This window comes from Pseudomonas sp. B21-040, assembly GCF_024748695.1.
Lineage (GTDB): Bacteria > Pseudomonadota > Gammaproteobacteria > Pseudomonadales > Pseudomonadaceae > Aquipseudomonas.
In genome coordinates this window covers 3,537,715-3,557,956 of sequence record NZ_CP087176.1, presented here as the reverse complement: position 1 = coordinate 3,557,956, position 20,242 = coordinate 3,537,715, and the positions used below count along the sequence as shown (strand labels likewise).

Below are 20,242 nucleotides of genomic sequence, written 5' to 3'. Positions count from 1 at the left end.
ATCCCCTGTGGGAGCGGGCTTGCCCGCGATGCGGCCATCAGCTACGGCGAAGATCCAGTTGATGCCGATACGGCAAATCCGGCCCGGTCTTGCTGCACGTCAACGCCGCCGCCTGCACTGCAAACTTCAGCATCGCATCAATCTGCTCGCGCCCAAGCTGCTTCAAACCCTCAATCGAATCCAGCTGCTGCTCGGTCAACCAGGTAATCAACGCCGCCTGGAACGTATCACCAGCCCCCACCGTGTCAGCAATCTTCACGGTACTGGCCGGCACCGACCATTCGCCATGAACACGGCTAAACACCGTCGCACCTTCACCGCCCCGGGTCAGGAACACCAACTGACAGCGATGCTGCAACCAGCCTTCGATCACCCGTTGCGGATCTTCCTCGGGGTACAACAGACTCAAATCCTCGTCGCTGACTTTGATCAGGTCCGCATACTCAACCAGTGTCGCGACCCGCGAACGCCAGAGCTCGATGTTTGGTTCTGGATTGAGCCGCACGTTGGGATCAAGGCTGATCAGGCGTTGACCGCTTTCACGTTGCACCAGCGCCAGCAGCGTGTCGGCAATCGGCTGCACCACCAGCGAGAACGAACCGACATGCAAGCCGCGCACTTCAGGCCCCAGCACTGGCAGGTGTTCGAGTGTCAATTGCCGATCCGCGCAACCTTCACCGCGAAAGCTGTAGTGCGGCGAGCCATTGGCGCCGACGGCAACCATTGCCAGCGTGCTTGGCGCGGCGAAATCCACCAGGTAATCGGCGCGTACGCCTTCACCCTGCAGCACCTGCTGCAAGCGGCGGCCGAGGTAGTCGGTGGACAGCCCGGCAAACAACGCCGACTCCACACCCAAACGGCGCAAACCGACCGCCACGTTGAACGGCGAACCGCCGGCAATCGCCTTGAAATTCACTTTTGAAGCCAGGCCGCTGGCGTCCTCTTCACTGAAGAAATCGAACAGCGCTTCGCCACACACCAGGTACATAGTTACTCACTCTTTAAAGGGTTGCGACATGCTGTCGATAGCGTTCATAGGCCTGCTCAAAGGCCTCCACATTGTTGGCAATCGGCAAGGTTTCGCTGGCCAGATCAACCGTTACGCAGCGCTCGCACAGGTCGGCCAGGCTGTCCTCGTGCCCGTTTGCCCAGGATTTGCACCACGCCACCTGAATCGCCGCGCCAAGGGCGGCGGCTTCGCTTTGTTCGGTGCAGATGACAGGGGTGTTCATGATGTCGGCGACGATCTGTCGCCACACCGGACTCTTCGAGCCGCCGCCGATCAGGCAGATGCTGCGGCTTTGTAAGCCATTGTGCCGCAATAGGTCCAGCCCATAACGCAATCCGAAGGTCGTGCCTTCCACTACGGCACGGCACAGATTTGCCTGGGTCAGGTTAGTCATCGTCAAGCCCAGCAGGCTGCCGGTGGCGTGGGGCAGGGCGGGGACGCGTTCGCCGTTAAGGAATGGCAGCATGCACACGCCTTCGGCTCCGATGGGGGCCTGCGCGACCCAATTGTTGAACTGTTGGATATCCAGGTCGAACAACTCGCGAATAGCACCCGTCGCGTTGGTCAGGTTCATGGTGCAAATCAACGGCAACCAACCACCGCTGGATGAACAGAAGGTGGCGACCGAGGCGTCCGCGCTGACTTTGGGCTGATCGGTATAAGCGCACACCGTGCCCGATGAGCCGAGGCTCATGGTGATCGCGCCGGGCTTGATGTTGCCGGTGCCAATCGCGCCCATCATGTTGTCGCCGCCACCGCTTGAAACCAGCGCTTGCGGGTTGATGGCCAAGTGTTCGGCGATGCTCGGCAACAACGTGCCGACGGCCTGGTGGGCGTCGATCAACTCCGGCAATGCGGCTTGCAGGCGCCCGGTGGGATCAATGTCGCGCAGCAGTTGCAGATCCCACTGACGGGTGCGTACGTTGAAATAACCGGTGCCGGAGGCGTCGCCGTATTCACTGCAACTGCGGCCGGTGAGCCAGAAGTTGAGGTAGTCGTGGGGCAGCAGGATGCGGGCGATGCGGGCGAACACGTGCGGGTGTTGCTCCTTGGTCCAGAGCAGCTTTGACACGGTGTAACCGGGTGCGATGACGACGCCGAGGCGCTCAAGCGAACCCTTTTCACCACCGAGATGCGCCAGCAGGCGATCGTTTTCCGGAGTGGATTCGGTGTCGCACCAGAGTTTGGCCGGACGCAGCACCTGGCCTTGATCGTCGAGCAGGACCAGACCATGTTGCTGGCCGGAAACGCCGATGCCGAGGATGTCCTGGCCGTCGACATTGGCTTCGCGCAGCGCATTTCGGGTGGCCAGGGTGAAGGCATGCAGCCACTGGCGGGTGTCTTGCTCACGGCGACCGTTGGCGTCGCTGATCAGGCTGTGGGCGGCGGCACCCTGGCCCAGCACCTGGCCGCTGACCGAGTCGAGGACAATGGCTTTAGTGCCTTGGGTGCCGCAATCGATGCCGAGAAATAATTGTTGATTTGCCATGAATGTCCCCTACAGATCGTCAAGCCAACACCCGTTCCAACGTCCGCGTCACACCCACGTCGCGCAAGCTGTTGCAACACCACTCGAATGCCGCCACAAACTCGGCCGAATGCGGGATCGCCGTGCCAAAAATCTCCTCGACCGCGAGCAATCGTTGGGTGATCAACACATCATCCGCTACCAGTGCCTGACAGAACGCCGCCCGTGGATCAGGGATCGAGTAGGTATCGCCATTCTCATCCACACCCTTCAAATACAGGGCCCACGCGGCCACGACCAGCGCGGCCCGTTTGGTTTCGCGACCATCAGCAATCAAGCGGTTGATGGTCGGGAGGGTGAACTTGGGAAACTTCGACGAACCGTCCGAGCACACCCGCTCCAGTTGATCGGCAATGGCCTGGTTGGAGAAGCGCTGCACCAGCGTGTCTTTGTAGTCCGTCAGGTCAATCCCTGGCACGGGCGACAGCTGCGGGGTCACGTCCAGGTCCATGTAGGCGCGCATATAGCGCACGAACAGCGGGTCGTTCATGGTTTCGTGGACAAAACGGTAACCCTTGAGAAACCCCAGATAGGTCAGTGCCAGATGGCTGCCGTTGAGCAGTTTGATCTTCATCTCTTCATAAGGCGTGACGTCATCGGTGAATTGCACGCCGACCTTTTCCCACGCGGGGCGACCGTTGACGAACTTGTCTTCCAGCACCCATTGCACAAAGGGTTCGCAGACCACCGGCCAGGCATCGTCGACCGCGTGTTTGTCGGCCAGTTGCAGACGATGTTCGGTGCTGGTCATCGGCGTAATGCGGTCGACCATGGCGTTGGGAAAGCTCACATTGCGCTCGATCCAGTCGCGCAGATCGGCGTCGCGCAACGCGGCGAAGGCCAGCAGAGCCTTGCGGGTGACCGCGCCGTTGTGGGGCAGGTTATCGCAGGACATCAGCGTGAACGCCGGCGTGCCGGCCGCTCTGCGCTGGGCCAGCGCCGCACACAGGAAGCCGAAGACGGTCGTCGGCGAATCCGGGTGCGCCAGCTCGTGCTGGATCTGCGGCAGATCGGCCATGAACTCGCCGGTACTGTCGTCGATGCAATAGCCGCCCTCGGTGATGGTCAGCGAGACAATGCGGATGTCGGGGCTGGCGAGTTTATCGATCAGCGTTTGCGCACCGTCTTCAGCCAGCAGCATGTCGCGGATCGCACCGATGACCCGGACTTCGGTGTCATCGGTATCGCCCAGCTCAAACAGGGTGAACAGGTAGTCCTGCTCGTTGAGATCGTCCCGGGCGCGGCGGTCTTCGGCGCGCAGGCCGACCCCGCAAATGGCCCAGTCCAGCGCTTCGCCATTATTCATCAGCGCGTCGGTGTAATACGCCTGATGCGCGCGGTGGAAACCACCCACGCCAATGTGCGCGATGCCTTGGCGCGTGTGGCTCAGTGCATAGGCGGGCAGACCCACCTCAGGCTTGAGGCGATGCAGATTCTGATTATTGAGTTTCATCACATAGTCTCGGGATCAGGCGGCGGCGCGCAGTGGGCGAGTGAGCGCCACGCCGTCGGCATCGAATAAATGGCAGTGTTCAGCGTCCAGGTGCAGGTTCAGGGTTTCGCCATAACGGCTGGCGAGGTCGCCACGCACGCGCAGGGTCAGGGCTTCACCGGACGTGGTCACGACGTGGCAGAAGGTGTCGCTGCCCAGGCGCTCGCTGACGTCGGCGGTGACCTGCAGCGTGCAGTCGCCGGTCTGCGCCAGTTCCAGATGTTCCGGACGAATGCCCAATGTCACAGCGCTGCCGACGCTGAGGGTCGCCGCGCTCAATGGCAGGCTGATGCGGGTTCCGGCGTCCAGCAGCACTTCGGTGTGCTGGCCCTCGATGCGGGTCACTTTGCCCTTGAGGAAGCCCATTTTCGGCGTGCCCAGGAACCCGGCGACAAACAGGTTGGCCGGCTGGTGATACAGGTCCAGCGGCGAGCCGACCTGTTCGATTTTGCCGCCATTGAGCACGACCACCTTGTCGGCCATGGTCATGGCCTCAACCTGATCGTGGGTCACGTAAATCATCGTGGCTTGCAGTTCTTTGTGCAGGCGCAACAGTTCCAGGCGCATCTGCACCCGCAGGGCGGCGTCGAGGTTGGACAGCGGTTCGTCGAACAGGAATATTTTCGGGTTGCGCACAATCGCCCGGCCGATGGCCACGCGCTGACGCTGACCGCCAGACAGCTGTTTCGGCTTGCGTTCGAGCATCGGCCCCAGTTCCAGGATGCGCGCCGCTTCGCCGACTTTCTTCTCGACTTCCGCTTTTGGCACGCCGGCCAGATCGAGGGCGAACGACATGTTTTTGCGCACACTCATGTGCGGGTACAGGGCGTAGGTCTGAAACACCATCGCCAGGTCACGCTTGGCCGGGCTGACTTCGGTGATGTCGCGTCCATCGAGCTCTATGGTTCCGCCGCTGACTTCTTCCAGGCCGGCGATCAGCCGCAGTAGCGTGGACTTGCCGCAACCCGACGGACCGACGAACACCACGAACTCCTTGTCGTTCACTTCCAGGTCGATGCCTTTAATGATGGAAAAGCCTTCGAAGCCTTTTTGCAGATTCTTGATTTTCAGGTTGGCCATGGTGGCGCTCCTTTTGTGCTTATTCTTTGAGGGCTATTTCACGGCGCCGAACGACAGGCCGCGGACCAATTGTTTCTGGCTGATCCAGCCGAAAATCAGGATCGGCGCACAGGCCAGCGTCGACACCGCCGACAACTTGGCCCAGAACAACCCTTCGGGACTTGAGTACGAGGCGATCAATGCAGTCAGTGGCGCGGCTTTCGACGAGGTCAGGTTCAGCGACCAGAACGCCTCGTTCCAACACAGGATCAGCGACAGCAAAACGGTCGACGCCAGGCCACCCTTGGCGATGGGCAGCAGCACCCGGACCATTTCCTGCCACAGCGTGGCGCCGTCCAGGCGTGCGGCTTCAAGGATGTCTTTGGGGATGTCTTTGAAGTAGGTGTAAATCATCCAGACCACGATGGGCAGGTTGATCAGCGTGTAAATGATGATCAGCGCAATGCGCGTATCGAGCAGGCCAAAGCTTTTGGCCAGCAGGTAGATCGGCATCAACACGCCCACCGGCGGCAGCATTTTGGTGGAGAGCATCCACAGCAGCGTGCCTTTGGTGCGTTGGGTTTCATAGAACGCCATCGAGTAGGCCGCCGGCACCGCAATCAGCAGGCACAACGCGGTGGCGCTGAACGAAATCACCACCGAATTCCAGGCAAAGCTGAAGTAGTCACTGCGCTCATTGATGTGCAGGTAGTTCTCCAGTGTCGGCGTGAAGATGAACTGCGGCGGCGTGGCGAATGCATCGATTTCGGTTTTGAAACTGGTCAGCACCATCCAGAAAATCGGAAAGAAAATCAGGATGGCGATGGCCCAGGCCAGGGTGCCGAGTAGCAGGCTTTGCAGGCGGCGGGATTGTTGAAGGGTCATGGCGCAGGCCTCAGGCTTTGTCTGTCAGGTTTTTGCCGATCATGCGCACCAGCACGATGGCCGCGATGTTGGCGATCACCACGGCGATCAAACCACCCGCCGAGGCCATGCCGACGTCGAATTGCACCAGCGCCTGGTTGTAGATCAGGTAGGCGAGGTTGGTCGAGGCGTAGCCGGGGCCGCCGTTGGTGGTGGTGAAAATTTCGGCGAACACCGAAAGCAGGAAGATGGTTTCGATCATCACCACCACCGCAATCGGTCGCGCCAGATGCGGCAGGGTCAGGTGCCAGAAGATCGCAATCGGCCCGGCACCGTCGAGGCGCGCCGCTTCTTTCTGTTCCTGATCGAGGGACTGCATGGCAGTCATCAGGATCAGGATCGCGAACGGTAGCCATTGCCACGACACAATGATGATGATCGACAGCAACGGGTAATGCGCCAGCCAGTCCACCGGTTGCGCGCCGAACAGTTTCCAGACGTAGGCGAGGATCCCCGACACCGGATGGAAAATCAGGTTCTTCCAGATCAGCGCACCGACGGTGGGCATGATGAAGAACGGCGAAATAAGCATCACCCGCACAATGCCGCGGCCCATGAACTCAGAGGCCTCAAGCAGTGCACTGATCAGCACGCCGAACACCACGCTGATCAGCAAGACGCTACCTACCAGCAGCAACGTATTGGTAGCGCCGGGCAGGAAGCCCGAATCCGTCAGGAAGTAAGTAAAGTTCTCCAGCCCGACGAACTCGTTTTCACCCGGATTAAGCAGGTTGTAGCGAATCGTTGAGAAGTAGACGGTCATGCCCAGCGGCACAATCATCCACAACAGCAACAAGGCCACTGAAGGGCTGACCAAAAACCAGCCGGGATTGGTCAACCGGCTTTTACGCACCGGTTGGGGCAGGTCCATGTGAGCTTTGGCAGTTGAAATATTCATGGCATCAAAACCGATTGGCTACAGGTAAATGAAGTTCAGCTGTAGGAGCAAAGCTTGCTCGCGATTGCCGCGATGCAGTCCTTCGGATGAACCGCGTTATCGTTCATCGCGAGCAAGCTTTGCTCCTACAGGGATTGGGGGGTTACTTGGGATAACCAGCGCGCTTCATCTCGCGTTCGGTGGTTTGCTGGGCGGCAGCCAGGGCTTGATCAACGGTGGTTTGACCGATCAGCGCCGCTGAGAACGCCTTGCCAACCTGGGTGCCAATGCCTTGGAACTCAGGAATGGTCACCAACTGAATGCCGATATAAGGCACTGGTTTGAGCGTCGGTTTGCTCGGGTCCGCGGCCTTGAGCGATTCCAGCGTGATCTTGGCGAACGGCGCGGCGTTCATGTAGGACTCGCTGTAGGTCGAGGTTCGAGTGCCGGGCGGCACGTTGGCAATTCCGTCTTTTTCCGCGACCAGCGCGCCATATTCCTGGGAGGTGGCCCAGGCACTAAAGGTCTTCGCGGCGTCCTTGGCCTTGGAACTGGTCGGGATAGCCAGTGCCCATGAGTAAAGCCAGGCCGAGCCCTTGTCGGTGGCTTCATGCGGGGCATAAGTGAATCCGACGTGGTCAGCCACTTTGCTTTGCGTTTTGTCGGTGACGAAAGACCCGGCGACGCTGGCATCGACCCAGATCGCACACTTGCCGCTGTTGAACAGCGCCAGGTTTTCGTTGAAACCGTTACTGGAAGCACCCGGAGGGCCGGATTGCTTCATGGTTTCGACGTAGAAATTCAGGGCGTTTTTCCACTCAGGGCCGATAAATTCCGGCTGCCACTTCTCATCAAACCAGCGTGCGCCATAGGCGTTGGCGACGGTGGTGATCAACGCCATGTTCTCGCCCCAACCGGCCTTGCCACGCAGGCAGATGCCGTACTGTTCTTTATCCTTGTTGGTGAGTTTGCTGGCGAATTCGCCGATCTGGGTCCAGGTCGGGTGCTCGGGCATGGTCAACCCGGCGTCCTTGAACAGGTCAGTGCGGTAATAAGTGATCGAGCTTTCGGCGTAGAACGGCAGGGCATACAGCGAGCCCTTGACCGACAGGCCTTCACGCACTGACGGGAAGACATCGTCGAGTGCATAGCCGGCCGGCAAATCCTTCATCGGCTCCAGCCAACCCTTGGCACCCCACAGTGCGGCTTCGTACATGCCGATGGTCAGCACGTCGAACTGCCCGCCCTGTGTCGCGATGTCGGTGGTCAGGCGTTGGCGCAGAACGTTTTCTTCGAGCACCACCCAATTGAGCTTGATGTCCGGGTGCTCGGCTTCGAAGGTTTTCGACAGCTTTTGCATGCGGATCATGTCGCTGTTGTTGACGGTGGCGATTGTCAGGGTTTGAGCGCCGAAGCTGACGCTGCTGAGGGTCATGCAGGTGAGGGCAAGCAGAGCTTTTACAGAAGGTTGCATCGAGCACTCCTTTTCTGCACCTCGAGGGTTACAGAAGGACAGTTATTGTTTTTGTGTCTTCCTGAGCAGGGAAGAATGTGCGCTGATTACAGCCTTCAATCGATGGCGTGACAAATCATCCATCGCACTTGAATTGATACTATTTTGCACTGGGATCTGGAAAGGCAGGATTCCGCACCAAGCGCCCTGTAGCAGCTGCCGAAGGCTGCGTTCGCGTGCGCAGCACTCGTTAGGGCAGAGTACACGGTGTTACTGGCGGACCAGAGTTGCAGGTTTTGCGCCTGCTTTGCAGTCGAACGCAGCCTTCGGCAGCTGCTACAGGTCGGAACGTCAGTGCTGATTTTGCTCAGTAAGGCGTTGCACCGCCAACCGCCGGTAGTGCGACGGCGTCATGCCCTTGAGTTGCTGAAAGCGTCGATTGAAGTTGGAAATATTGTTGAAACCCGACTCGAAGCACACATCGGTCACCGGTTTGTCGCCATCGGCCAGCAGCTCGCAGGATTTGCTGATTCGCAGCCGATTGACGAATTCGATGAAGCAGCGCCCGGTGGCTTGTTTGAACACCCTGCTGAAGTACGTCGGCTTCATGCCCAGATGCTCGGCAACTTCCTCAAGCGGCAGCTCCCGGGCGTAATGGGCAAAAATGTAATCGACGGCGCGGTTGGTGCGATCGATGTTGTGTTCATCGGCCAATTGCGGTGTCGTTGCGCCCGACAGTAATTGATAGTCGTCGCATGCCGCCAGCAGCTCCAGCAGAATAAAAAAATGCCCGAGGCGAGTGACGCCTTGGGTGTCGGCAATGCGTTGCATCAGGGTCATGGCCTGGCGGATGGTGCGCTTGCCACGAAACTCGATACCGTACTGCGCGCGCTCCAGCAGTGGCGCGAGGGTCTTGAGCTCGGCGAATACCTGGTGGCCGCTTTCGAACAGTTCGTCGGTGAAGTTGACCAGCATGTCGCGTTTGGGCACCACTTCGTCTTCCGCGACCTGGCTGATCCAGTTGTGAGGCAGGTTGGGGCCGGTGAGGAATAGTGTCTCGGGATAGAAATTACCGATGTAGTCGCCGATGAACACCTTGCCGGAGCTGGCGACGATCAGGTGCAACTCGTATTCCTTGTGAAAATGCCAGCGCACCAGCGGGCAGGGGAAGCCGTGCTGACGATAGATGATGGACAGCCCGTTGTGGTCGTCCATCAATTCGTAGGAGGGGTCGGTCACGCGGGCTGTTCTGGTCATGTTTGGTTGCTTTTTTTGTTATCGCGTTTCGGATCATGCCTCGTTTGCTGCCTGCGGTGCCAGCGTGGCGCGACGTTCGCTTATGCGGGTGTATGCAACCGGTGTCCGTAAACTGCCTTCATGCTGGTGGCGCTCCAGCAATAGCGAACGATATCCGTCTCTTCAAAGAAATCAGTGCTGATGATGCTGCACCGGGTGACCCAATTGCCGGTGGTGTGGAACCAGTCATTGATTTGGTTTTTGATGTGCTGCGGGCCACCCAACAGCGAATAGCAGGTCGCCGGCAACGACCAAAGAAATGACTCGTAAGGTGCTTGCGCAAGGGTCGTTTCGATATGCGTTTGCAGTTCGCCGATGTCGGTGAACACCTTGCCGTTCCACTTGTGACGGATGTGCGGCCAGAAATACTCGCTGTTCAGCCCGGGATTTGCTTGAGCCGCCATGACGATGCGCCGCTGCGAGCTGGCGTGCTTGAGCTGTTCCACGGTACTGAAAGCATCCGCAGAACGGATCAAGCGCGTCCCCAGTCGTCGCATCAGAAAATCATTGAATTGTTGATAATCAAAAAGCTTTGAATCATCGCCCAATTGATGGAAGTCGAAGATGATGAACTCGTCCGGATTTTGAGTGAGGAACGTCGTCACCGCCTCGATCAACTCATCAAGAATGCGGTGGGACTGATAGCCGTTGTGGTGAAAGTAGTAGACCGGTGCTTGCGGGCCGGCGGTGCAGCCAAGGCGAATATCGAACGCCCGTGCGCCGTTGGCCAGTTGCCAGGCAAATGTGTCGGTCTGGCAGGTTGTCCAGTTGCCGAGTACCACTTCGTAGTTTGGCGCCCGTTCGTCCATCCCGGCATTATGCGTGCCGGGCCAAATAATATCGGTCAGCTTCAATCGACCGATATCCAGTACGTTGCTCATCCATTGTTTTTTGTCGAGTGGGGTTGCCGTGTTGCGGGTCATGAGAGTTCCTTGTTGTGGAGTCGCCCCATCCGTGGGAAGACTTTCATGACCCAGCGTAGGAGTGCTTGGCCGCATTGCCAGTCACTGAAACAACTGCACAAAAATAGCCATTTAATGGCACTGCAACTAAGGCGTCCGGTTGCCAGCTTTTGTCAGGTTGACGGTTCGGCAATAAGAAACCAGTTGTGATTCGTCAAAGAAGTCGACATTGATAATGCTGCACTTTATCGCCCAGTCGCTGTTCTTTGGGTCAAACCAGGAATCAAGTTTTTCATGAATGTCCACCGGGCCGCCCAGCACGCTGTAACTGGTGGCGGAAAGCGACCAGGGCGCCCAGGTTCCCGGTGGAAACTTCAGCACATCAACAATATGTTTCTGCAGTTCTGCGACATTGGTAATTGCGTTGCCAGTCCACTTGTGCTGTATCTGTTCGAGAAACACATCTTTATCAAGTGCCCTGTGCCAGGGTGCCGCGACTAACACGCGTTGTGCCGGACTGATGTTTTTAAGTTGAGCCAGACTCTTGGACCGGTTTTGGGTAGGGATGATGCGATCGCCGAGAAACCGTATCACCATGTCGTTGAAGTAAGCGAAATCAAAGTCATCGCCATCCAATGCATGGAAATCCAGGATGATGAATTCGTTGGGATTCTCTATAAGGAAACGCCTCACGTCTGTGACAAGATTGCCCAGGATACGATTATTGCGGTGACCATTGTGATGAATGCGGAATTTCCCCAGCCCAGGGGCAGTGGCTTCGTAAATCAAGCGGATGTCGAGCGCCCGGGCGCCTTGGTTCAACTGGGCATAAAACGATTCGTGCTGACAGGCGAGCCAGTGCGCTGGACGCGGAAACCACGACGCTTTCCAGTCGCTGCCCGCATTATGGCTGCCCGGCAAGGTTAATTGACTGAGCGACAAAGTATCAATAGCCGGCGTCGCGGACATCCAGTTTTTAAGTGCGTAGTTATTCTGAGCGATAGTATCCATTTAATGCATCCGTGCATAAGTTTGTTAGTTGGTTGGTTGTGCCGAACATCACTAATAAAGTTGATGTTCGGTCGCGTATTTATAGAGGGCGTGTCGGGCGCGGTCAATAAGGCGGGTTATGCAAAATGTTTGTTGCCGGCAAAAACACTAAGATGGATTGCGGTTCTTGGCTTCAATCCATTGAGACATGTATTGGGTACTTTTATGATGGTGATGGCGCAACATGCTGCCTATGAAGTTGTCGCGCCTAAGTTGCGCGAGATGTTGTTGGCAGTACAGCAACTTTTCGATGAGTGCAGGGCCATGTTCCGACTGTCGATAACGATCGGCCAACAGCGTTTGTCCCTGGGCTTGGGCGTCTGTCCAAAGCGCTTCGTCCTGGTACAGTCGAACCGCGCAATCGGCGAACGCCTGCGCTGTGCGGGTCACCGCGCCGGGCCAGCGGTGTTCGCCGTGCATGGCCTCGGCTCCAATTGGTGTAGTGATCGTCGGCGTTCCACATAACATGGCGTCGACAATCTTGCCTTTGATGCCGGCACCGAAGCGCAGGGGCGCCAGGCAAATCCGCGCCGCCGACATGACTTGCAAGGCATCTGGCGCCCAGTTCATCACATGAAATCCCTGGGCGGCGTTGTGCAGCGCGGTCGCTTTGGGCGGGGTGTAGGCACCGTAAATGTGTAGTTGAACCGTGGGCAGTTGCGCGCGGATCAGCGGCCAGATGGTGGTTTTCATCCAGAGCACTGCATCCCAATTCGGCGCGTGGCGAAAGTTACCGATACTCAAAAAGTGCGCACGGTCTACAAAGGGCACCGGAGGTGCACTGGGCAGATCGACCATCAACGGGCACCAGTGCAACACCTTGCGTGGCAGCTTGAACTGCTCGACCAGCAACTCGATTTCCACTTCGGAGATCATCAGGTTCAAGTCGCAACGATACAGCGCCGCGATCTCGCGTTTGGCCAGGTCGGTATCCGCCATCAGTTCGAACTCTTCACGCAGTGCCGGGGCAAATAATTCGCTGAAGTCATTGGCGTCATCACGCTCTTTCAAACGCTCTTTAAGCCGCTGGTGCCGGGCGTGTCGCAGGCTTTGCAAGTCCGAAGTCTCAAGTACTCGCAACGCGTTGGGGCAGTGCTTTTCAACACGCCAGCCAAATTGTTCTTCGATCATGAACTGGTCGAACAACACGATATCTGGTGCCAGTTCACTGATGAACGCGTCGAAACTGCTGTTGTTCAACTCGATGTCCACTTCGCGAATACCCAACGCAGTCAGGTCCGCGCGGTGTTCACCGGTACCGGCGGGGCTGCTGAAGGTAATGTCCCAGCCTTGCTGCAAGAATGTATCGAGGATTTGCATCACATGACCACTGGCCGCAGAAGAACGCGGCTCGGGCCAGACGTAACCAATGACCAGGACTTTGGTTGCGCGGGGCTGACTCATTAACGGGTATTCCTTGGTGCGGGTAAAGGGAAGGGGGGGCGAGACAATCAAGCCTGGCAGGCGAGTATGGATTTGACCTTGTCGCGCAACTGATCGATCGAGAACGGTTTTCCGATCATATGCATGCCATCAGGCACGTCGATGTTTTCGGCATAACCGCTGGCGAACAGGATTGGCAACTGCGGGCGCAGCTTACGCGCCTCATTGGCCAATTCCCGGCCGTCCATCACCGGCAAGCCGACATCGGTCATCATCAAATCAATGTATTGGTCTTCGTCGTTGAGAAATTCCAGGGCCTGTTCGCTGCCATCCGCCTCGAGCACTTTGAATTCCAGCTCCTCCAGCACGTCAACGATCAGCATGCGCACGATCGCATCGTCTTCGACGACTAAAATGATGGATGCCTTGGCGGACATAATGTGTGCTCTCAAAAGATGAGTTCAGGGGGCGCCGGTGGAAAGAAATCGTCGGGCTCTTGCATGAGTAAGTGGCGGATCCCGACAAGTTCCCTGCGCTGTGCAAAAAGAATAGCTGCGCGGCGGCCGGCAAGGATAACCGGTCCCTTTTAGGCTCGCGCAGCTAAATGCGGGGATTGCGCTTGATTCATGGCATATAGTTGGATCAATACGCCTTTTTTGGGGCAAACTCCCTGATTTCGAACAGTTCGACAAGGCCTCCACATGACCACTGCGTCTTCGGTTGATGAGCAACGATTCCGCAAACTCCTGAGCCGCAACGTCAGCCTGCCATTGGGTGTCGGTGTCATCAGTGCGGTGTTTTTTGTCTCACTGATCACTTATTTGTTGTCAGTGATCCAATGGGTCGATCACACCGACCGGGTGATCAATAACGCCAATGAAGCGGTAAAGCTGACAGTCGATCTGGAAACCGGCATGCGGGGTTACTTGCTCACCGGCGACGAGCATTTCCTCGACCCCTACGAGACAGCCAAGCCGAAAATCACGGTTGCGCTCAACACCTTGCTCGAACTCACGGCCGATAACCCGGTGCAGACCGATCGCTTGCGCCGGCTTCAAGCGTTGCAAACTGAATGGGCGAGCTATGCCCAGTCGATGATTGATTTGCAGCGTTCCAGTGGCGATTACCGCAGCGTGGTCAAGGCCGGTCGTGGCAAGCGACTGACCGACGAGATTGGCAAACAGTTCGAAGACGTGATCGACTCGGAGCAGCAATTGCGCACGGCGCGCAACGAAGAGGTGAGTAGAGCCACGATCTGGAGCATCTCCCTGTATCTGATATTCATCGCGACGATCAGCGGTTTGCTGGCTTACATCGGTCGTCGGGATTTGCTTGGCCTGTCGCAAAGTTACGCCGCGAATCTGGCCGCACAACACGCCAGCGCCCAGCGCCTGGAACAGCAAGCCTGGCTGCGCAATGGCCAGACAGAACTTGCCGAGCAAGTACTGGGGCAGTTGAGCCTCAATCTGTTGGGTCGCAATATTCTGCAGTTCTGCGCGCAGTACCTGGGCACCGCCGTGGCCGCCATTTATGTGCGTGAAGATCATGGCGCGCTCAAGCGCATAGCCTCCTACGGTTTCTCTCGCGAGCAAGAAGAGCGCGATCAGCAGATTTACAGCGATGAAGGGATTGTCGGCCAGGTCGCCAACCGGGCTCGCCTGATTCGTCTGGATGACGTGCCGAGCAACTATTTCAAGGTCAGCTCCGGTCTGGGCGAAGGCTTGCCACACAGCGTGCTCGTGGTGCCGACCAGTGACGACGACCGGGTCAACGGTGTCATTGAACTGGGCTTCCTGCGACCGCTGATTGATCGTGACATCGAGTTGCTGGAGTTGATCGCCGGCAACATTGGCACCTCCATCGAGGCGGCTCGCTATCGCCAACGATTGCAGGAAGTGCTGGCCGAAGCCCAACAACTGAATGAAGAGCTGCAAGTCCAGCAAGAAGAGCTGAAATCCGCCAACGAAGAACTCGAAGAACAGTCACGGATTCTCAAGGAGTCCCAGGCCCACCTGGAAACCCAGCAGGTTGAACTGGAGCAGACCAACGAGCAACTGGCCGAGCAAGCGCAAATCCTCGCCGATCAGCGCGACGCCATGGACCAGAAAAACACCGAGCTGAACCAGGTGCAAGTCCAGCATGAAGACCGCGCCGAAGAGCTGCAACGCTCCAGCAAGTACAAGTCCGAGTTTCTCGCCAACATGTCCCACGAACTGCGCACGCCGTTGAACAGCTCGTTGATCCTGGCCAAATTGCTCGCCGAAAATCCCCAGGAAAACCTGACTGTCGAGCAGGTGAAGTTTGCCGAGTCGATCTATTCCGCCGGTAATGACTTGCTCAATCTGATCAACGACATCCTCGACATTTCCAAAGTCGAGGCTGGCAAGCTGGAAATACGTCCCGAGAACACCAGTGTCGAGCGCCTCGTCGACGGCTTGCGCGGGATGTTCGAGCCGGTGGCGATGGACAAGGCGCTCGCGTTTCATGTCGAGTTGCAGCCCGGTTCGCCAAAGATGCTTTTCACCGACCGCCAGCGCCTGGAGCAAGTGATCAAAAACCTGCTGTCGAACGCTGTGAAATTTACGGAGAAAGGCTCGGTCAGCCTGACCGTCGCGCCGCAGCCCAATAACGGCGTTGCCTTCGTCATTCGCGATTCAGGTATCGGTATCGCCGATGAACAGCAGGAAAGCATTTTCGAGGCGTTCCGCCAGGCTGACGGCACCACCAATCGGCGTTACGGCGGCACAGGCCTGGGCTTGTCGATTTCAAGGGATCTGGCCGCGTTGCTCGGCGGCTCCATCAGCGTGGCCAGCGAACCGGGGCAGGGCAGCGTGTTCACGCTGGTCTTGCCTCAACAATACGTCGAGCCGACCGGGGAACCGGTTGAGCCCCTTAGGGCTTCAGCCGTTACCATCGCCCACCGCGTGGCGCCAGCAGCACCGGTATTGGTGACTGCCGCAGTTGATATTCCTCGCTTCAACGATGACCGCACCCAGGCGCCTTTCACGACTCGATGCATTCTGGTGGTGGAAGATGAGCCGAACTTTGCGCACATCCTCTACGACCTCGCGCACGAACTGGGCTATCAATGCCTGGTCGCCCACGGTGCCGATGAGGGGTATGACCTGGCCAGGGAGTTCATTCCCGACGCCATTCTGCTGGACATGCGCCTGCCGGATCATTCCGGGCTGACCGTGTTGCAACGCTTGAAGGAACACGCCGAGACCCGCCACATTCCGGTTCACGTGATTTCGGTTGAAGACCGGGTCGAAGCCGCGATGCACATGGGCGCCATCGGTTACGCGGTCAAACCGACCAGCCGCGAAGAGCTCAAGGATGTATTCGCCCGCCTCGAAGCCAAGCTGACCCAGAAGGTCAAGCGGGTGCTGCTGGTCGAAGACGACGATTTACAGCGCGACAGCATTGCCCTCCTGATTGGCGATGAAGACATCGAAATCACCGCCGTTGGCCTGGCTCAGGATGCGCTGGACCTGCTGCGCACGACGATTTTCGATTGCATGATCATCGACCTGAAGCTGCCGGACATGCTCGGCAACGATTTGCTCAAGCGCATGTCCACCGAGGACATCTGCTCGTTCCCGCCGGTGATTGTCTACACGGGGCGCAACCTGACCCGCGATGAAGAGGCGGAACTGCGCAAGTATTCGCGCTCGATCATCATCAAGGGCGCACGCTCGCCCGAACGCTTGCTGGATGAGGTCACACTCTTTCTGCACAAAGTCGAATCGAAGTTGTCCCATGAGCGGCAGAGGATGCTCAAGACCGCGCGCAGCCGCGACAAGGTCTTTGAGGGTCGCAAGGTGCTGCTGGTGGACGACGATGTTCGCAACATCTTTGCCCTCACCAGTGCGCTGGAGCAAAAGGGCGCCGTCGTGGTTATTGGCCGCAACGGTCATGAAGCCATTGAGAGACTGAATGAAGTCGAGGACATCGATCTGGTGTTGATGGACGTGATGATGCCGGAGATGGATGGCTTTGAAGCCACGATCGAGATCCGCAAGGACCCGCGCTGGCGCAAGTTGCCGATCATTGCGGTGACGGCCAAGGCCATGAAGGACGATCAGGAGCGCTGCTTGCAGGCGGGTGCTAACGATTATCTGGCCAAGCCCATCGACCTCGATCGGCTGTTCTCGCTGATTCGTGTGTGGTTACCGAAGATGGAACGCATTTAGTGGAACGCATTTATTCCGTGGAGCGAAACAGCGAAATCGAGTTGCGCTTGTTGATCGAGGCGATTTACCTCAAGTACAGCTACGATTTTCGCGATTACTCCGGTGCTTCGATCAAGCGTCGGGTGAATCATGCGCTGGCACAATTTGAGTGCACTACCATCTCGGCCCTGCAAGAAAAGGTGCTGCATGACCCGAACGCGTTCATGCAGTTGCTGCAGTTGCTGACGATCCCGGTCAGCGAAATGTTTCGTGACCCATCGCATTTCCTGGCGATCCGCAAGGAAGTGGTGCCACTGCTCAAGACCTATCCCTCGATCAAGATCTGGATCGCGGGTTGCAGCACCGGTGAAGAGGTCTATTCGATGGCGATTCTGCTGCGCGAAGAAGGCCTGCTGGAGCGCACCATCATCTATGCCACCGACATCAACCCGCGCTCGCTGGAGAAGGCCAAGCAGGGGATTTTCTCCATGGAAAATGTCCGGGCCTACACTGCTAATTATCAGCAGGCAGGTGGCCAGCGTTCATTTGCCGATTACTACACGGCGGCCTATGGTTACGCCATTTTCGACAAGAGCCTGTGTGAGAACGTGACCTTTGCCGATCACAGCCTGGCGACGGACAGTGTCTTTTCAGAAACCCAATTAATTTCGTGTCGTAATGTATTGATTTATTTCAATAAAAAACTTCAGGATCGTGCGTTCGGGTTGTTCCATGATTCCCTGTGCCATCGTGGCTTCCTGGTGCTGGGCAGCAAGGAAACACCGGATTTTTCGGCTTTCGGCAACCAGTTCGAGCCGCTGGTCAAACAAGAACGGATCTACCGCAAATCATGAAAAAGGCTGCAGTGTTTCCTTCCATCGAGGCCATCGTCATTGGCGCGTCGGCTGGCGGCGTGGAGGCGTTGCTCACGTTGCTCAGCCCGCTGCGTAAAGGTTTCGCGTTGCCGATCATCGTGGTGCTGCACTTGCCCGACGAACGCTGCAGCCTGTTGTCCGAGGTGTTTGCGCGCCGGGTTTCGATGCCCGTCGAAGAAGCCACCGATAAAACCCGGGTCAAAGCCGGCACGCTGTATTTCGCCACACCCGGTTACCACTTGTCGGTGGAGCAAGACCGCAGTTTTTCGTTGAGCCTGGAAGATCGCGTGCACCATTCGCGCCCCGCCATTGATTACTTGTTCCAGTCTGCTGCTGACGCCTACGGCCCGAGCCTGGCCGCGGTGTTGCTGACGGGCGCCAATCGCGACGGAGCGGTTGGTCTGTCTCACGTTAAATATCACGGTGGGCTGACCATCGTGCAGGACCCGAATGAGGCGCAGGTCGCGATCATGCCCCAGGCCGCGCTGGATATTCAGCAGCCCGACCACATACTCTCTATTGGCGGCATCGGCCGTCTGCTTGTCGAGCTGGAACGAATAGCATGCTAAGTAACATCCAAGCCAAACTGCTGATCGTCGACGATCTGCCGGAGAACCTGTTGGCACTCGAAGCGCTGATCAAGCGTGAAGACCGGGTGGTCTATAAAGCCTTGTCTGCCGATGAAGCGTTGTCGCTGTTGTTGCAGCATGAATTCGCCATGGCCATCCTCGATGTTCAGATGCCTGGCATGAATGGTTTCGAGTTGGCGGAGTTGATGCGCGGCACGGAGAAAACCAAAAACATTCCGATTGTGTTTGTCAGCGCTGCAGGTCGAGAACTGAACTACGCGTTCAAAGGTTACGAAAGCGGTGCCGTGGACTTCTTGCACAAGCCGTTGGACATTCACGCGGTCAAGAGCAAGGTCAATGTGTTTGTCGACCTGTATCGCCAGAGCAAGGCGATGAAACAGCAGGTCGAAGCGCTGGAGCAAAGCCGCCGCGAGCAGGAAGAACTGCTCAAACAGTTACAGCACACGCAGTTGGAGTTGGAGCAAGCGGTGCGCATGCGCGATGACTTCATGTCTATCGTCGCCCATGAAGTGCGTACGCCGCTCAATGGCCTGATTCTCGAAACCCAGCTGCGCAAGATGCACCTGGCTCGGGACAACGCGTCGGCGTTCACCCTGGACAAGATGCACGCCATGGTCGACCGCGACGAGCGCCAGATCAAAAGCCTGATCCGCCTGATCGAAGACATGCTCGATGTGTCACGTATCCGCACTGGCAAGCTGTCGATCCGCCCGACAAAATTCGACCTGGTGCAACTGGTGGGCAATGTGTTGAAAAACTTTGCGCCGCAGGTCGATTCCGCCGAGTGTTCCACGCACTTTACGGCCGGGCAGCCAGTGGTCGGCAACTGGGATGAATTTCGTATCGAGCAAGTCATTTCAAATTTACTGACCAACGCCTTGCGTTATGGTGGTAAAAGCCAGATCGACGTGCGGGTTTATGCACAAGACGGTCAGGCGCGGGTTGAGGTGCAGGATCGAGGGATCGGCATCAGTGAAGAAAACCAGAAGCGTATTTTTCAGCAGTTCGAGCGTGTTTCAGCCAAGACCGTGGTCGCGGGGCTGGGGCTTGGGCTGTTTATTTCCGAACAAATTGTCGCCGCACATGGCGGCTCCATCGCCGTCGAGAGCAAAATCAACGAAGGCGCCTTATTTCGCGTTTGTCTGCCGCTTTAGGAAATGAGCCAGATAAACGCAACCTCTGAGCGACCCCAGGGTCGTATCAGCAGCTATTGACCGAACAAAGGCTTCCCATGAGTGAAGATGCACAAGACGTCGTACTGATCGTCGAAGATGATCCCTCTATTTTGATGGTCCTTTCGGCGTATTTGTCGGGCGAGGGTTACCGGGTACTGCAAGCGGAAAACGGCGAGCAGGCCTTTGAAATTCTGGCCAGCAAGCCGCACCTGGACATGATGATCACCGACTTCCGCCTGCCGGGCGGGATTACCGGCGTACAGGTCGCGGAACCTGCGGTCAAGTTGCGCCCGGAGCTCAAGGTGATCTTTATCAGCGGCTATGCACAGGAAGTCCGCGAGACGGACAGCCCGATCACCAAAAAAGCGCCGATTCTGGACAAGCCGTTTGATCTGGATGTATTGCAAGAGCTCATGCAACAAATGCTTTCCTGAGCACCTTGCCATCGGCGGTCACG

17 protein-coding genes are annotated in these 20,242 nt (G+C 57.5%); 5 read left to right on the top strand and 12 right to left on the bottom strand.

Annotation, left to right across the window (positions count from 1 at the left end; all coding sequences use genetic code 11):
• Positions 1–37 precede the first annotated feature (37 nt).
• The 12 genes from LOY55_RS16355 to LOY55_RS16300 all read right to left on the bottom strand — a co-directional run bounded on the left by LOY55_RS16355 (position 38) and on the right by LOY55_RS16300 (position 13,410).
• A complete protein-coding gene (locus tag LOY55_RS16355) occupies positions 38–988 on the bottom strand; it encodes a carbohydrate kinase (RefSeq protein ID WP_109786967.1) in 951 nt (316 codons plus the stop codon).
• A 13-nt stretch (positions 989–1,001) separates the two neighbouring features.
• Positions 1,002–2,498 (bottom strand): xylulokinase, encoded by a 1,497-nt coding sequence (xylB, locus tag LOY55_RS16350; protein WP_258665774.1) that lies wholly within the window; start codon positions 2,496–2,498, stop codon positions 1,002–1,004.
• A 19-nt stretch (positions 2,499–2,517) separates the two neighbouring features.
• Entirely contained in the window at positions 2,518–3,990 is a 1,473-nt protein-coding gene (locus LOY55_RS16345; RefSeq protein WP_258665772.1) for a mannitol dehydrogenase family protein, read from the bottom strand.
• Between the two features lie 15 nt (positions 3,991–4,005).
• A complete protein-coding gene (locus LOY55_RS16340; RefSeq protein ID WP_109786964.1) occupies positions 4,006–5,109 on the bottom strand; it encodes an ABC transporter ATP-binding protein in 1,104 nt (367 codons plus the stop codon).
• Between the two features lie 33 nt (positions 5,110–5,142).
• A complete protein-coding gene (locus tag LOY55_RS16335) occupies positions 5,143–5,973 on the bottom strand; it encodes a carbohydrate ABC transporter permease (RefSeq protein ID WP_109786963.1) in 831 nt (276 codons plus the stop codon).
• Between the two features lie 10 nt (positions 5,974–5,983).
• A complete protein-coding gene (locus LOY55_RS16330; RefSeq protein ID WP_408980954.1) occupies positions 5,984–6,910 on the bottom strand; it encodes a carbohydrate ABC transporter permease in 927 nt (308 codons plus the stop codon).
• A gap of 142 nt (positions 6,911–7,052) precedes the next feature.
• On the bottom strand, positions 7,053–8,363 hold the full coding sequence (locus tag LOY55_RS16325; RefSeq protein WP_258665768.1) for a sugar ABC transporter substrate-binding protein: 1,311 nt from the start codon (positions 8,361–8,363) through the stop codon (positions 7,053–7,055).
• Positions 8,364–8,693: 330 nt separating this feature from the next.
• Positions 8,694–9,599, bottom strand: a complete 906-nt coding sequence (locus LOY55_RS16320; RefSeq protein ID WP_046033130.1) for an AraC family transcriptional regulator — start codon at positions 9,597–9,599, stop codon at positions 8,694–8,696.
• A gap of 80 nt (positions 9,600–9,679) precedes the next feature.
• Positions 9,680–10,561 carry a phospholipase gene (locus LOY55_RS16315; protein ID WP_258668346.1) on the bottom strand — a complete coding sequence of 294 codons (882 nt, stop codon included), beginning with the start codon at positions 10,559–10,561 and terminating at the stop codon, positions 9,680–9,682.
• Between the two features lie 126 nt (positions 10,562–10,687).
• Positions 10,688–11,551 carry a phospholipase gene (locus LOY55_RS16310; RefSeq protein WP_258665766.1) on the bottom strand — a complete coding sequence of 288 codons (864 nt, stop codon included), beginning with the start codon at positions 11,549–11,551 and terminating at the stop codon, positions 10,688–10,690.
• A gap of 147 nt (positions 11,552–11,698) precedes the next feature.
• Positions 11,699–12,994: a glycosyltransferase gene (locus LOY55_RS16305; protein WP_258665765.1), complete on the bottom strand. Its 1,296-nt coding sequence runs from the start codon at positions 12,992–12,994 to the stop codon at positions 11,699–11,701.
• A gap of 47 nt (positions 12,995–13,041) precedes the next feature.
• Positions 13,042–13,410, bottom strand: coding sequence for a response regulator (locus tag LOY55_RS16300; RefSeq protein WP_258665763.1), 369 nt, complete (start codon positions 13,408–13,410; stop codon positions 13,042–13,044).
• Between the two features lie 264 nt (positions 13,411–13,674).
• On the opposite strand from LOY55_RS16300, the gene LOY55_RS16295 reads away from it, so the two are divergent.
• The 5 genes from LOY55_RS16295 to LOY55_RS16275 all read left to right on the top strand — a co-directional run bounded on the left by LOY55_RS16295 (position 13,675) and on the right by LOY55_RS16275 (position 20,219).
• Positions 13,675–17,166 carry a response regulator gene (locus LOY55_RS16295; protein WP_258665761.1) on the top strand — a complete coding sequence of 1,164 codons (3,492 nt, stop codon included), beginning with the start codon at positions 13,675–13,677 and terminating at the stop codon, positions 17,164–17,166.
• Positions 17,166–17,999 carry a protein-glutamate O-methyltransferase CheR gene (locus tag LOY55_RS16290; protein WP_109786955.1) on the top strand — a complete coding sequence of 278 codons (834 nt, stop codon included), beginning with the start codon at positions 17,166–17,168 and terminating at the stop codon, positions 17,997–17,999. Before LOY55_RS16295 ends, LOY55_RS16290 begins: the two co-directional genes overlap by 1 nt.
• Positions 17,996–18,589, top strand: a complete 594-nt coding sequence (locus LOY55_RS16285; protein ID WP_258665759.1) for a chemotaxis protein CheB — start codon at positions 17,996–17,998, stop codon at positions 18,587–18,589. Before LOY55_RS16290 ends, LOY55_RS16285 begins: the two co-directional genes overlap by 4 nt.
• Entirely contained in the window at positions 18,583–19,764 is a 1,182-nt protein-coding gene (locus tag LOY55_RS16280; protein ID WP_077432135.1) for a hybrid sensor histidine kinase/response regulator, read from the top strand. Before LOY55_RS16285 ends, LOY55_RS16280 begins: the two co-directional genes overlap by 7 nt.
• Positions 19,765–19,841: 77 nt before the next feature.
• Positions 19,842–20,219, top strand: coding sequence for a response regulator (locus tag LOY55_RS16275; RefSeq protein WP_046033139.1), 378 nt, complete (start codon positions 19,842–19,844; stop codon positions 20,217–20,219).
• Positions 20,220–20,242 lie beyond the last annotated feature (23 nt).

Excerpts from the sequence above, each read along its gene's own strand:
- LOY55_RS16355 (WP_109786967.1), bottom strand. The coding sequence starts at position 988 with ATGTACCTGGTGTGTGGCGAAGCGCTGTTCGATTTCTTCAGTGAAGAG.
- xylB (WP_258665774.1), bottom strand. The coding sequence starts at position 2,498 with ATGGCAAATCAACAATTATTTCTCGGCATCGATTGCGGCACCCAAGGC.
- LOY55_RS16345 (WP_258665772.1), bottom strand. The coding sequence starts at position 3,990 with ATGAAACTCAATAATCAGAATCTGCATCGCCTCAAGCCTGAGGTGGGT.
- LOY55_RS16340 (WP_109786964.1), bottom strand. The coding sequence starts at position 5,109 with ATGGCCAACCTGAAAATCAAGAATCTGCAAAAAGGCTTCGAAGGCTTT.
- LOY55_RS16335 (WP_109786963.1), bottom strand. The coding sequence starts at position 5,973 with ATGACCCTTCAACAATCCCGCCGCCTGCAAAGCCTGCTACTCGGCACC.
- LOY55_RS16330 (WP_408980954.1), bottom strand. The coding sequence starts at position 6,910 with ATGAATATTTCAACTGCCAAAGCTCACATGGACCTGCCCCAACCGGTG.
- LOY55_RS16325 (WP_258665768.1), bottom strand. The coding sequence starts at position 8,363 with ATGCAACCTTCTGTAAAAGCTCTGCTTGCCCTCACCTGCATGACCCTC.
- LOY55_RS16320 (WP_046033130.1), bottom strand. The coding sequence starts at position 9,599 with ATGACCAGAACAGCCCGCGTGACCGACCCCTCCTACGAATTGATGGAC.
- LOY55_RS16315 (WP_258668346.1), bottom strand. The coding sequence starts at position 10,561 with ATGACCCGCAACACGGCAACCCCACTCGACAAAAAACAATGGATGAGC.
- LOY55_RS16310 (WP_258665766.1), bottom strand. The coding sequence starts at position 11,551 with ATGGATACTATCGCTCAGAATAACTACGCACTTAAAAACTGGATGTCC.
- LOY55_RS16305 (WP_258665765.1), bottom strand. The coding sequence starts at position 12,994 with ATGAGTCAGCCCCGCGCAACCAAAGTCCTGGTCATTGGTTACGTCTGG.
- LOY55_RS16300 (WP_258665763.1), bottom strand. The coding sequence starts at position 13,410 with ATGTCCGCCAAGGCATCCATCATTTTAGTCGTCGAAGACGATGCGATC.
- LOY55_RS16295 (WP_258665761.1), top strand. The coding sequence starts at position 13,675 with ATGACCACTGCGTCTTCGGTTGATGAGCAACGATTCCGCAAACTCCTG.
- LOY55_RS16285 (WP_258665759.1), top strand. The coding sequence starts at position 17,996 with ATGAAAAAGGCTGCAGTGTTTCCTTCCATCGAGGCCATCGTCATTGGC.
- LOY55_RS16280 (WP_077432135.1), top strand. The coding sequence starts at position 18,583 with ATGCTAAGTAACATCCAAGCCAAACTGCTGATCGTCGACGATCTGCCG.
- LOY55_RS16275 (WP_046033139.1), top strand. The coding sequence starts at position 19,842 with ATGAGTGAAGATGCACAAGACGTCGTACTGATCGTCGAAGATGATCCC.